This is a genomic window from uncultured Dubosiella sp. (genome assembly GCF_964018005.1).
Lineage (GTDB): Bacteria > Bacillota_I > Bacilli_A > Erysipelotrichales > Erysipelotrichaceae > Dubosiella > Dubosiella muris.
Genome location: NZ_CAXHOA010000032.1, coordinates 1 through 12,666 on the forward strand (window position 1 = coordinate 1; position 12,666 = coordinate 12,666).

The following is a 12,666-nucleotide window of genomic DNA, read 5'->3' on the forward strand; positions in this document are numbered from 1 at the left end:
GTTGTGGAAAGAGGGAGAAGGCGTGTTTCTGGTTTTGAGAGATCGAACGACCACCTTGCCGCTGGCGAGGTTTTTTTGTGTTTCAATAAAACAGAAATTTGAAGGATGGAGATTTTTTTTTGCCTTTTTTGCTTACCTACTATAGAATTGGATGAGGAGGACCGTAAATGACATTACAAGATGAAATCATTGATGCGATTCAAAATAATGAGCTAGATGATGCTTTTCATAAAATTCAAGAATATGAACAGAGCTATGGACATGATGATTTTTACTATCTTTCCCTCTCGGATCTCTTACTATTTCAGGGAATGTACGAAGATGTCTTGATCTTAATGGAAGATGCCAAAAACAACGGTTACGACGACGAGTTGTTTTATGAAAGAAGGGCGGATGCATTAATCGGTTTGGACCGTTTTGATGACGCTTTAGATTATTTGAAAATGTGCACATTAGGTGAAGATCCGGAAGAAGATCTTCATATTTTGTACTTATATGGGCAAGTCTACTTAAATAAAGAAGACTATAAAATGGCTGTTCAATATTTTGAAGATATCCTTCTTGAAGTGGATACGCCATCCATTTACTGCTATGCGGGGATCGCGTACTGGAAGCTTGGAAAGAAAGCTCGAAGTTTGGAGTATTTTGAGCGCGCAAAAGACGATGAGGAATCGTTGACGCAAATTTGTCTTTTTTTGAAAGAGGAAAAAGAAGAAAAATCTTTTTTTGATTTCGTTCAATGCATTCCGGAAGAAGATTATCGAATCCATTTGATTTCCGATTACTATTTGGAAACAGAAGCGTATGAACAGGCTGTTTCCTATTTGGAAGAAAAAATCGAAGCGCATCCGCTTATGATTTTTTATGTTAAGCTCCTCGGTTTGTTCGAGCAATTAAACCAGCCAGATAAAATGAAGCATTATGAGCGAAAAATCCTTCGACTGCCTATTGACGATACAATGACTCGAATCAATGCCATCGAAATGAAACTAATCGCTCTACAGCGTCTTCATTATCGGGATGAAACGATAAAGAAATATATAAAGGAATTCATGACCATGAGCGGGAATGATAAGCACGTTTTTTTTGCGATTGCCTCGTTTCTCATGAATGGTCGCTACATTAAAGTAGCCTCGAAGTTTTTATACGCTTATGAATTTGTCGGATTAACCAAAGAAGAAAAAGCCTATTTGACAAGAATTCGGATTTTTACGGCGCTTTCTCTCTCGGATTTTTATAAAGCGTATGATGAATTTCAAGCTTTGAAGCAATATCAAACGATTGATGAAGAATTCATGTATGATTATGCGGTAGCTTGCTTTAATTCCCATCACGTAAACGAAGCCTTGGAAATTGCCCGCCAGCGTTATCAGGATGGAAGAATGGCTGCCTTGTGCATCGCCGGATACGACCTTACGGAGCAATTCGACGAGCAAGCTGAATTGTTGGGCGACATTCATAAATTGCTCGACGCAGGGTACGAGTACCCCAATATTGACGCGATTTATGATGTGCTAGGAACTCTGGCAAATGAATAATTGGCTTCAAAAATGGAAACAGTTGCTTGGGATTGCTTTATTCGCCTTGTTTTTGGGCGAGTTTTTGTTTTTGGTCATGGATAATCCTGTGATCTTTCCATCTCCATGGATGGTTCTTGCGGCAATGAAAGAACAACTGCAAACGACTATATTTTACAAGTCAATCTTTTTTACCGTAACGCGCGTTGTGTTTGGCATAGCAATGTCCTTTTTCTTTGGAGCTATATTAGCGTTTTGGCGCTTTTTTTATCCGAAAACCCGCATTTGGCTTGATTATCTAATTTTACTGTTACGAAGTATTCCCAATATTACGCTAATGATTTTGTTTTTGTTTTGGCTAGGCGGAGAACAAAGTCTGTTTTTGGTGATTTTTCTTGTTTTGTTTCCTGTTGTCTATCAAGCCTGTGCAGACGAATTAGAAACGATCCAGACGTGTTGGAAAGATGTACTCGCAATTTATCCGCAGCCAAGACGATATCTTTTGCGGCAAGTGTATATTCCATTGCTTAAACCGGCTTTAGGCTCCGCATTGATTTCGATTACTTCGCTCGGGTTTAAAGTTGGCGTGATGGCTGAGATTTTATCGCAAGTTCGTGGCGGGATCGGGCGAAACATGCAAATCGCCAAGTTGAATGTCGATTTAGCTTCTTTACTGGCTTGGACGATTTGGTTTTTAATTGTTGTGGCGGTTTGTGAGTGGATTATAAAAAAGACAATCGCAACGATTATGAAATAAAAGGAGATTGATGTATGGAATTGGTAAGCGTCCTCATTCCGGTTTACAACGTGGAAAAATATCTTTCCCATTGTCTCGATTCGGTTTTGAATCAAACCTATCCAAGGATTGAAATTATTTTGATTAACGATGGATCCTCGGATTCCTCCGGGCAAATTTGTGACCAGTATGCGAAAGCCCATGACAATGTGTTTGTTTACTCGTATCCCAACGCGGGGATTTCAACGACAAGAAACCGTGCTTTGGATCACGCCCATGGCGCGTACTGGATGTTTGTAGACAGCGATGATTTTATTCATCCCGATATGATTCGAAAGATGATGGAAACCATGCATCATGAAGAGGCGGATATCGTGTTATGCGGGTACCGGATGGATTATTTCAAGTTTATCCCTTTGTTAAGAAAAGTCGCGCCGAAACAGACAATGTCCAATGTGGAAGCGTTGCAAAAGCTTATTTCGAACAAAGGGGTCAACAACTATCCCTGGGCTAAATTATTTAAAGCGGAAACGTTTGATGGGGTAAGGTTTCCAAACCACCTAGCCGGATTTGAAGATACAAGAACGATTTTTAAAACTTTTTTGAACGCGAAAAAAATCGCGGCGATTCCCGATCGCTTTTACCATTATGTGCAACGCAGGGGCTCTTTAACGAACCATATGGATCTGGATACCGTATACAATATGCGAAAAGCGTACCATGATCAGGCGGATGATTTAAAAAAAGCGCTGCCCAATGTTTCATTTGACTCGATGATCAACTACTACAATACGGATATGGTGATTATTTATACATTGATTTTTATTGTGAAAAAAGCGGATCATCCAACTTTTGAACCCGATGAAATCGACTGGAGCAAGCTTTCGCCTTTTTTGAAGTTTGCGTATGGGACCTGGCTGGAAATCGCCTGCTTAAAATATGGATGGAAGCGAAAGGAGATACCATGGCAATAGGAAAGGTCCGTCTGGCCCGGTACGATGATCTTGATACGCTCGAAGTCATTTATACGCGGGCACGTCAATTTATGCATACCCACGGCAATCCGTTTCAATGGAACGACGGGCATCCGAATCGAAACGATTTAATGCAAAATTTAGAAGAGAAAGAACTGTATGTCGTGGAAAGCAACATGGAAATTTTAGGAAGCTTTGTCCTTCATTTTGGAACGGATCCAACATATGAAAAGATTGATGGAGCCTGGCTTAATGAGGAACCCTACGCGGCTATTCACAAAGTCGCTTCGACGCAAACCCAGCGAGGGGTAGGAAGCCTGATTTTATCGTATTGTAAAACGCGATGCCAAAATTTGAAAATTGATACGCATGCCGACAATCTTCCGATGCAAAGGTGCATTCAAAAAAATGGCTTCCTTTACACCGGAACGATTTTTTTGCAAAATGGCGATCCGCGACACGCCTATCAGTTTTCAGACGAAAATAAATAGGAAATAACGGCATCGGCCGTTTTTTTTCGAAATCCTTGCGCGTCAGGAAGCTTATCCGGGTTCCATCGAAACTGATCGTAAGCCGTTAAATACGAGAAATCAGTGGAGCATGTTGGATACTTTGCAGACCAGTCGGGATAATACGTTTGCATAATGTTCTCAGCATTCACTTCCGCCTGACTGCGCGTTTCGCCTTGCGCGTTTGGGGTCCCGCAAATTCGAACGCCTGGTGGCGAGGCATGGATAATGAGCAGGCTTCCATCCTCATAGGTACCTAAAACCATAAAAATGTGTTCCGTATTGGCAAGTAAATCACCCGGCTCGTAGTTTTGAATATCGGAAGCCGCAATCATCGTTCCATACCCTTTTTTTTCTAGAAAAGGACCGATTTCTTGTGAAAGGCGAACATAGCCGGGCTGGCTGTCTTTGGTTTCAAACGTATTGTATAAAAGCCATCCGATATAGCCCGAACAATCCAAGCCATGATGGATTTCGTAGAGGTGATCGTTAAAATCGTAGGTGGCATCTTGCGCGTCCGCAAACGTTTTCCAAGCAGGGGAAAGACCGAGATGGCGGCTTTCCGTTCCGGCGCCAGTGTCTTCCTCATTCCAGCCGCCGCCCCACACATACATCACTTGGCCAAGAGGTTCTTTAGCATAGGCAAGCAAATCGGCTAAATCAGTCGTTTGCGGTGTATCCTCCGGCATGTTTTGCGTATTGGAAACAGGGCGTAAAAGAAAGAATAAAAGCGAAGGGATCCCGATGAAAACGAGAACAAGAAAAAGAATTCGTGAAGGCTTGAGTTTTCTCTTATGTTTCATATTTCAAAGGTACTCTTTTTTTACTAAACTTTCAAATCACTAGATTGAAAGCTTTTTCGTAAAAAGAAGAAGCGGGGAGCAGTTGGATTCGATTGTAAGGCGAAAGATTGAAAAAAGAGACTTGATAAGATAAAATTATTTAATCGCATAGGGAGAAGAAAGGATCTAAATATGGCATTTGAATCATTATCGGAACGCTTGAATAAAGCGATAAAGAATATTTCCGGTCAAGGAAAACTGACAGAAAAAAATATGAATGACATGCTCAAAGAAGTGCGGATGTCACTGCTTGAGGCCGATGTCAACTATAATGTTGTGAAAGAATTTGTTGAGAACGTAAAACAAAAAGCGTTAGGACAAGAAGTTTTGGACGCATTGAATCCAGGACAGATGGTCGTTAAAATCGTTCATGATGAATTGCAGTCTTTATTAGGAGAAAGCGACGCAAAGCTCCACTTTAAAAAGCACGGCATCACAAATGTGATGATGGTTGGTTTGCAGGGAACAGGTAAGACGACGGCTTCCGCGAAAATTGCCCGGTTCGCAAAAGAGAAATTAGGAAAACGCGTTTTGCTTGTGGCATGCGACGTAGTTCGTCCAGCCGCTATCGAACAGCTGCAAACGTTAGGGAAAAATATTGATGTCGAAGTGTTTAGCCTGGGGGCGGATGTCGACGCGATTACGACAGCGAAACAAGGATTGGAATACGCGAAATCCCGCCAAAAAGATCTTGTGATTTTTGATACCGCCGGACGATTGCATATTGACGCGGATTTGATGGATGAATTGAAAACGATGAAAGACATTGTGGCGCCGGATGATATTTTACTGACGGTGGATGCGATGACTGGACAAGACATCGTGACGGTTGCTCGTGAATTCAATGAACAGCTCGCGATCACCGGCCTTGTCGTGACGAAAATGGATGGCGATGCCCGTGGCGGCGGATTGTTGTCTGTCCGTTCCATTACGGATGTTCCGGTGATGTTTGTTTCCAATGGTGAGAAAGTGGATGATCTCGAAGAATTCCATCCAGATCGAATGGCGGACCGAATTCTTGGCATGGGCGATATCATGACACTGGTTGAACAGGCACAGGATAAAATCGACATGGATGTTCAAAAACGCGCGGTTCAGCGAATGAACGAAGGCGTGTTTACATTTAACGATATGCTTGATCAGTTCAAACAAGTCAAGAAGATGGGATCTATGCAAAAGATGATGAATATGATTCCCGGGCTGGGCAAACTGAGTGGAAAAATTGATGACGAGCAAGTTAATGACGGGGTGAAAAAAAGCGAGGCAATCATTCAGTCGATGACACCGTATGAACGCGAACATCCTCAGTGCTTGAAGGCAAGTCGCAAATCCCGAATCGCAAAAGGCGCGGGTGTCAAGGTGATGGAAGTCAATCGCTTAATCAGCCAGGTCGAGCAAATGCAGACTTTAATGAAAATGATGAAGTCAGGTTCGATGCCGAATATGAATATGCTTCAGGGAATGCAAAAAGGCGCGGGAGCGTATGGGGCAAGCAAACACGCCGGTTCAAAGAAAAAGAAAAAATCGAAATCCAAGAAGAAAAAGAAATAAAGGTGTCAAGTAAAAATACTTGACAGCACAAATGGTCTTTGGTAGGATAACAATGCATAAATCGAAAGGAAGACAACAACATGGTAAAATTACGTTTAAAAAGAATGGGTAAGAAAGGACGTCCTTTCTATCGGATCGTAGCGGCAGACTCCAGAAGCCCTCGCGATGGTCGTTTTATTGAAGAGATCGGAACATACGATCCAATGAAATCGGAAAACCAGGTAACATTGGATAGCGAAGCCGCTATGCGTTGGATGAAAAACGGAGCCCAGCCAACGGATACAGTTCGTTCTATTTTGTCGAAAGCAGGAGTCCTCAAGACTCTGCATGACGAAAAATTCGGAAAATAATGGTAGATTTGGAAAAAACATTGTTTGATCTTTGCGCACCATTGGTCGACGATGAAAAGTCTTTGTCTGTGAAGACAATGTCGAGTTCCAATGAGGACGAGATTTCTTTATTTGTATACGCAAATAGTGAAGACGTGGCTCGGTTGATCGGGCGGAAGGGAATCATGGCTAGCGCTCTGCGCCAAATGATGTCGATCGCGTCCCGCAATGATGACAAACATATCGCGGTGAAATTCGAAGCTTATTAGGATGCGGAAACGTATCCTATTTTTTGTAGAATGATTGGCTGCGGGAAAAGGAGAAAGAAATGATTCAAGTTGCGAAAATAATCAATACACATGGTTTAAAAGGGGAATGTAAATTGTATTTGCTTACCGATGATCCGGCGCATCGTTTTGAAACAGGTCGAACATTGTATCTGAACGAGGAAACACCGTTGAAAGTTCTTCGGTTTCGGATGCAAAAAGGACTTGGCTACGCTTTTTTTGAAGGAATTGACTCGATTGAGAAAGCGGAGGCGCTTAAAGGGGACGGCTTATTCATTCCAATCGAAGAACTGCCAAAAACAAACGAAAATGAGTTTTACTATCATGAGCTGAATGGCTGTCAGGTTTTCAATGAAGAGGGAGAAAATCTTGGAAAAGTGGTCGACTTGCTGGAAACCGGTGCCAATTTGGTTTTACGGGTGAAAGGAACGGAAGGCGGCTTCCTGCTGCCGTTTGTCGACGCGTTTATTGTGGATGTCGACGTGCCGGAAAAGCGAATCACGATAAAGGAAATGGCAGGGCTGCGATGAAAATCACGGTTTTGACGTTGTTCCCCACGTATTTTCAAAGCCTGCTCAATACATCTATTATCAAGCGGGCGTATGAAAAAGATTTATTTGAATTTGAAACGATTGACTTTCGAGAATACACGAATGAAAAACACGGACATGTCGACGATACGCCATATGGAGGCGGTGCCGGGATGGTTTTGATGTGCCAGCCGATCGTGGATGCGCTCAAGGCGATTCGAACGCCGGAGAGTTTAGTCATTATGCTTACGCCGCAAGGGAAAACATTCAGCCAGCCCATCGCCCAGGACCTTTCGAAAAAAAAGCATTTGATCTTTCTCTGCGGTCATTACGAAGGCTTTGACGAGCGAATCCGCGATTATGTCGATATGCAGCTTTCTTTGGGCGACTTTGTTTTAACCGGCGGCGAAAGCGCCTGCGCTGTGATGTGCGATGCGATTCTCCGGCTGCTGCCGGGTGTGATTCGACAAGACAGCAGTGAAGACGATTCTTTCTCGAACGGTCTTCTGGAATATCCGCAGTATACAAAGCCTGCTGTGTTCGATGGAAAAAGCGTGCCGGAAGTGTTGTTGAGCGGGCATCATGCCAATATTGATGCATGGCGTCGCGAACAGTCGGTCATTCGAACAGCCAAGATCCGGCCGGAATTGCTGGATCATGTCGAATTGACGCCAGCAGAAAAGCGGTTGGTGAAAGAAATCTTGAAAAGCTGATCAGGATATGCTATCCTTCATAAGGATGTGCGGGTTCCGCTGGTCGTTGACTATGAGTCTTTGAAAGCACAGGATGAATAAGGAGGAAATATGAATTTAAACTTAGTTCGGGATATTACGAAATCTCAGTTGAAAAAAGACATTCCAGATCTTAGATCGGGTGCTACGGTTCGTGTCCATGTAAAAATCAAAGAAGGGGAAAAGAGTCGTATCCAGGTTTATGAAGGAGTTATAACCGAGCATGTTGGCGGTGGAATTACAGAATCCATTACAGTTCGAAAAATTTCGAGTGGTGTGGGTGTTGAACGGAAGTTCCCAGTTCATTCGCCAATCGTCGATCATATCGAAGTTGTTCGTCAAGGTAAAGTACGTCGTAACAAATTGCGTTATCTTCGCGGACGTTCCGGTAAGGCTGCTCGTCTTAAAGAAGTTAGAAAATAAAAAAATGCCGGTTGATCCGGCTTTTTTTGTATCTTGAATTTACACTTTAAGTGCAACACTAAAAAAGTGGAACATAGAAGCACCCATGATACACTAATGGTGACCAAACCAAATGAATCAGGAGGGCATATCTATGAACCACTACACTCATCTTACTATAGAAGAGCGAGAAGAGATACTAAAATATTCATTCTTAGGTTTCTCGATCTGTAAGATTGCGAAAATACTCCACCGAAATAAATCAACGATTTCCAGAGAATTGAAAAGAAATGCTTCCCAAGGCAAATACAGTCCTTCGATGGCCCAATCAGAGTATTCGAAAAGACGAACACATTGTGGAAGAAAGAAAATATTGAATGACCCTGTTCGCTATGAATGGGTACGTAACTGCTTCTTGGATCATCAATGGTCCCCTGAAGAAATCGCTGAAGATTAGAGTACGAAAAAGCGGATTGGTCAATCAGTCATAATACGATCTATAGAGCGATCTATGCCGGCTTGTTTGATGAAAAGAATCTCTCTCATGGCAATCGAGGAGCTATTCGAAAGCTAAGACATAGAGGAAAATCAAGGCATACGAAGGACTATATCGAAAAACGAGGAAAGATCCAGATCAGCAATGAATTAAAAGATCGTCCTGAAGAAGCCAATAATCGCTCACGACTTGGCGATTGGGAGGGAGATACAGTAGCTGGAGCGACCGGAAAAGCCTGTCTTGTGACATATGTTGATAGAAAGAGCAGATTTCTAAAATGCATGAAGATAGCCAAGAAGAAAAGCGACCTGGTAAAAGAAGCGACCATTCAACTTCTAAAAGAGGAGCCACTCTGCACGATTACCCCGGATCGAGGAAAAGAGTTTACTGCGCATCCGGATATAACGGAAGAACTGAATCAAGTCCAATTTTATTTTCCGCTTCCACGACATCCATGGGATAGAGGAACAAACGAAAATACAAATGGTCTTTTGAGAGAATACTTTCCGAAAGGAAAAGATCTCACCGATATACCAGAAGAGTACATCCAAGAAAAAGTAGATGAACTGAACAAACGGCCTAGAAAATGTTTAGGCTACAAAACACCATATGAAGTGTATTATTCGGAAACGTTGCACTTAATTTGACAATTCAAGATATAATACGGAAAGCAACAGGATAAGGAGTGAATATGAAAAAAGAGGAAAAAGCATCTATCGGGAAAGAGATTTTTGAGTTTTTGAAGGTTTTTGTTATTAGCGCCGTCGCGGTTTTACTATTTGCGAATTTTATCGCGCATCCGGTAACGGTTGTCGGACACAGCATGGATCCGACGCTTGCGGATGGAGAATATGGTTTTACCAGTGTGATTGGAGCAAAGACCGGAAAACCGGAACGGAACAAAATTGTCGTGGTAACGATGGAGGATCCAAAAACAGGCGAAAAGGCCGAATGGGTGAAGCGAATCATTGGAATGCCCGGAGAAACGATTGAATGCAAAGACGATGTGATTTACATTGACGGAAAAGCAATCGACGAGTCTTCGTATTTGAATCCTGAATATACGGCGATGCAAAAGGAGCAATTTGGATGTTTAAATAAATATTTCATAGGAAATCGAACCCAGGATGGGATTCCGATTTGGGAAGACTGGGGCCCGATTACGCTAGGGGAAGATGAATATTTCGTAATGGGTGATAATCGAACCAATTCAAAAGATTCCAGAGATCCGTCGGTTGGACCGGTGAAAGAGTCGCAAATTTATGGAAAAGGGGTTTTTGTATTGTATCCATTTTCCAGTTTTGGCTTAAAATGAGAGAAGGAAGGCAGGAACGCTTTCCTTTTCTGCTTTTTCTGGATGCGGTATAATAAAAAGGTACAAAGGATGGATAACTATGACGCGAAAAAAAGACAAGAAGATAAAAAGCGAGCAAGGAGGCGGGCAGCAAACGTCCAATATCAACTGGTTCCCGGGCCATATGACAAAGGCTCGACGCCAAATGGAGGAAAATTTAAAAAAAGTTGACTTTATCATCGAGATTCGAGATGCAAGAATTCCTCTGGCTTCTAAAAATCCAATGCTGGATGAACTGATCGGAACGAAGCCTCGCTTGATTATTCTTTCAAAAAAGGACAAAGCGGATCCGGTAAAGACGAAAGAATGGTTGGAATACTTTCAAACGGATCGCCAGAAGGCCGTCGCTTTGGATTTGATTAAAGATTCCTATAAAAATGTCATCATTGAATGTGGAGAAAAGCTTTGTGCTCCACTGATTGAAAAACAAAAACGGCGCGGAATCAATCCCCGGGCGCTGCGAGCTATGGTGTGCGGGATTCCCAATGTAGGAAAGAGCACGTTTATCAATACGTTGGCGAAGAGAAAAGCGGCACAAACAGGCGATAAACCGGGTGTGACGAAAGCGCTTCAGTGGATCAAGCTGGATAAAGCGATCGAATTGCTGGATACGCCAGGCGTTCTTTGGCCAAAGTTTGAAGGGGAGCATATTGGTGAGAAATTGGCATTGCTTGGCGCGATTCGCGACGAGGTCGTCACGCAAGATGATATTGCGTTTTACGCTTGCGAATGGTTGATGAAAAATGATCCGGAGGCGTTAAAAAAGACGTATCAAATCGAATTGCAGGATACTCCATACGATACTCTTTTGGAAATCGGACGAAAACGGGGATATTTGCAAAAAGGACAAATTGATGAGAACCGGCTGATGAAGTCGTTCGTAAAAGATATTCGTGAGAATAAGCTCGGGAAGCTGACTTGGGAGAGCGTGGATGATTGAAAAACCATTAGAAATTGATTTGTGGAAAAACTATCCAACCATTCTTGGCATGGATGAAGCGGGGCGAGGCCCGATTGCGGGGCCTTTGGTTGTCGCGGGAGTTGTTTTCCCAAAGGGATATGAAAACGCCCGGATTGATGATTCCAAAAAAATAAGCGAGAAAAAAAGAGAGGCGTTATATGGGCAGATTTTAAATGACGCTCTTTTTTATAAAATTCTCGTTGTTTCCGAGCAGACAATCGACGAGCTGAATATTTATCGAGCGACACAACGCGCTATGGAACAAATTGCTCAGGAGGTAGAAACGACGTACATTTTAACGGACGCGATGCCGCTTAAACAATCTGAAGCTCCCTTTGAAGCTATCGTAAAGGGGGATCAAAAATCAATTTCTATCGCGGCGGCAAGTATTCTTGCGAAAGTAACACGCGATCACTGGATGTATAGATTGGATACGATGTATCCGATGTATGGCTTGAAAGCGCATAAAGGATATCCGACAAAGAGGCATATTGAAAACCTGGAGCGGTTTGGGGTGCAGCCTTTTTATCGAAAGAGTTATGGCCCTGTGAAAAAACTGGAAGAAATTAAATTGTTTTAAAAAAATGTCCACTTTTCCCGAAAAAAATCGTATATAAAGGTATGAGGTATAATTTCAGACAAGCAATTTTATATTATGCGATTCGCTACAAAGGAGACTGGAATCGGATTGCGGAAGCGTTGGACAAAAAGGAGGACTATCAAATTTTAGAGTGCCCTTTCGCTTTTGTGACGATTGGTGAAGCTGAATATCCGACTTGTTTTTTGGCGTTGGAATGTCCGCCGTGGATTTTGTTTTATGAAGGCGACTTAAGCTTGTTAAGGGAAAAAATAGTCGCAGTCATTGGTGCGCGCCAATGTTCTGAAAAGGGAAAGGAAAATGCGGTGCGAATTACCCAGTGCCTAAAGGAGAAGTATACGATTGTTTCAGGGCTGGCAAAAGGAATCGACAGCGTAGCGCATTGGAGCGCTTTGGATAGGAAAACGATTGGCATTATTGGCTGCGGTTTGGATCGAGTGTATCCCAAAGAAAATGCGGCACTGTATGCGAAAATGCGTAGCGGGCATTTGATTGTTACAGAATATCCTCCGGGAACCCCGCCTTATGCGAAAAACTTCCCGTGGCGGAACCGGTTGATTGCCGCAGCTTGCCATTGCGTGGTGGTTGTTGAAGCCACGCTAAAGAGTGGAACGATGTTAACGGTCAATGAATGTTTGGCGCTGGATCGAGAGGTGTATTGCGTCCCTACTGATTTTCAGGAATTATTGTATCGGGGCTGCAATTACTTAATTGCCAATGGCGCGCACATATTAACAGGTTTAGATGATGTGGGGGCAATTTGATAAACGCCCCTTTTTCTGTCCTTTAAAAATATTAAAAAATATCTAATATTTTAGTTGACAGATAATAAAAAAAGGAATAGAATAA

The 12,666-nt window shown here is 42.7% G+C and carries 15 protein-coding genes and 1 pseudogene; 15 read left to right on the forward strand and 1 reads right to left on the reverse strand.

Annotated features, from left to right (window positions below):
• The first annotated feature begins 167 nt into the window (after nt 1-167).
• Genes ABNS49_RS13200 through ABNS49_RS13215 form a run of 4 tightly spaced genes read left to right on the forward strand, consistent with a single transcriptional unit; the run spans nt 168 to nt 3,718 of the window.
• A complete protein-coding gene (locus ABNS49_RS13200; protein ID WP_288343355.1) occupies nt 168-1,538 on the forward strand; it encodes a hypothetical protein in 1,371 nt (456 codons plus the stop codon).
• Entirely contained in the window at nt 1,531-2,274 is a 744-nt protein-coding gene (locus ABNS49_RS13205; RefSeq protein WP_288343353.1) for a hypothetical protein, read from the forward strand. The genes ABNS49_RS13200 and ABNS49_RS13205 overlap by 8 nt, the downstream gene beginning before the upstream one ends.
• A 14-nt stretch (nt 2,275-2,288) precedes the next feature.
• Nucleotides 2,289-3,227 (forward strand): glycosyltransferase family A protein, encoded by a 939-nt coding sequence (locus ABNS49_RS13210; protein WP_135981313.1) that lies wholly within the window; start codon nt 2,289-2,291, stop codon nt 3,225-3,227.
• Nucleotides 3,218-3,718, forward strand: a complete 501-nt coding sequence (locus tag ABNS49_RS13215; protein ID WP_135981314.1) for a GNAT family N-acetyltransferase — start codon at nt 3,218-3,220, stop codon at nt 3,716-3,718. The genes ABNS49_RS13210 and ABNS49_RS13215 overlap by 10 nt, the downstream gene beginning before the upstream one ends.
• Here the strand turns inward: ABNS49_RS13215 and ABNS49_RS13220 are convergent.
• Nucleotides 3,694-4,425: a hypothetical protein gene (locus ABNS49_RS13220; protein WP_135981315.1), complete on the reverse strand. Its 732-nt coding sequence runs from the start codon at nt 4,423-4,425 to the stop codon at nt 3,694-3,696. The two genes, ABNS49_RS13215 and ABNS49_RS13220, sit on opposite strands and share 25 nt — an antisense overlap.
• A 285-nt stretch (nt 4,426-4,710) precedes the next feature.
• Between ABNS49_RS13220 and ffh the strand changes: the two genes are divergently transcribed.
• From ffh to dprA, 11 genes and pseudogenes are all read left to right on the forward strand, one after another.
• Entirely contained in the window at nt 4,711-6,129 is a 1,419-nt protein-coding gene (ffh, locus tag ABNS49_RS13225) for a signal recognition particle protein (RefSeq protein WP_135981316.1), read from the forward strand.
• Between the two features lie 80 nt (nt 6,130-6,209).
• A complete protein-coding gene (gene rpsP / locus ABNS49_RS13230; protein WP_135981317.1) occupies nt 6,210-6,479 on the forward strand; it encodes a 30S ribosomal protein S16 in 270 nt (89 codons plus the stop codon).
• Nucleotides 6,479-6,727 (forward strand): KH domain-containing protein, encoded by a 249-nt coding sequence (locus tag ABNS49_RS13235; protein WP_135981318.1) that lies wholly within the window; start codon nt 6,479-6,481, stop codon nt 6,725-6,727. The genes rpsP and ABNS49_RS13235 overlap by 1 nt, the downstream gene beginning before the upstream one ends.
• A gap of 59 nt (nt 6,728-6,786) precedes the next feature.
• Complete coding sequence (gene rimM, locus ABNS49_RS13240) at nt 6,787-7,275, forward strand: ribosome maturation factor RimM (protein ID WP_135981319.1); 489 nt, start codon at nt 6,787-6,789, stop codon at nt 7,273-7,275.
• Nucleotides 7,272-7,988 carry a tRNA (guanosine(37)-N1)-methyltransferase TrmD gene (trmD, locus tag ABNS49_RS13245; RefSeq protein ID WP_289183971.1) on the forward strand — a complete coding sequence of 239 codons (717 nt, stop codon included), beginning with the start codon at nt 7,272-7,274 and terminating at the stop codon, nt 7,986-7,988. Before rimM ends, trmD begins: the two co-directional genes overlap by 4 nt.
• A gap of 90 nt (nt 7,989-8,078) precedes the next feature.
• Nucleotides 8,079-8,429 (forward strand): 50S ribosomal protein L19, encoded by a 351-nt coding sequence (gene rplS / locus ABNS49_RS13250; RefSeq protein WP_135981321.1) that lies wholly within the window; start codon nt 8,079-8,081, stop codon nt 8,427-8,429.
• A 133-nt stretch (nt 8,430-8,562) separates the two neighbouring features.
• A pseudogene (locus ABNS49_RS13255) lies at nt 8,563-9,551 on the forward strand (IS30 family transposase).
• Between the two features lie 44 nt (nt 9,552-9,595).
• Nucleotides 9,596-10,219: a signal peptidase I gene (lepB, locus tag ABNS49_RS13260; protein ID WP_288343628.1), complete on the forward strand. Its 624-nt coding sequence runs from the start codon at nt 9,596-9,598 to the stop codon at nt 10,217-10,219.
• Nucleotides 10,220-10,298: 79 nt separating this feature from the next.
• Complete coding sequence (gene ylqF, locus ABNS49_RS13265) at nt 10,299-11,198, forward strand: ribosome biogenesis GTPase YlqF (protein WP_288343627.1); 900 nt, start codon at nt 10,299-10,301, stop codon at nt 11,196-11,198.
• A complete protein-coding gene (locus tag ABNS49_RS13270) occupies nt 11,191-11,799 on the forward strand; it encodes a ribonuclease HII (RefSeq protein WP_288343626.1) in 609 nt (202 codons plus the stop codon). Before ylqF ends, ABNS49_RS13270 begins: the two co-directional genes overlap by 8 nt.
• A 41-nt stretch (nt 11,800-11,840) precedes the next feature.
• The gene (gene dprA, locus ABNS49_RS13275) at nt 11,841-12,581 is read left to right on the forward strand and encodes a DNA-processing protein DprA (RefSeq protein ID WP_288343625.1); all 741 of its coding nucleotides are present in this window, start codon (nt 11,841-11,843) and stop codon (nt 12,579-12,581) included.
• The last annotated feature ends 85 nt before the right edge of the window (nt 12,582-12,666 follow it).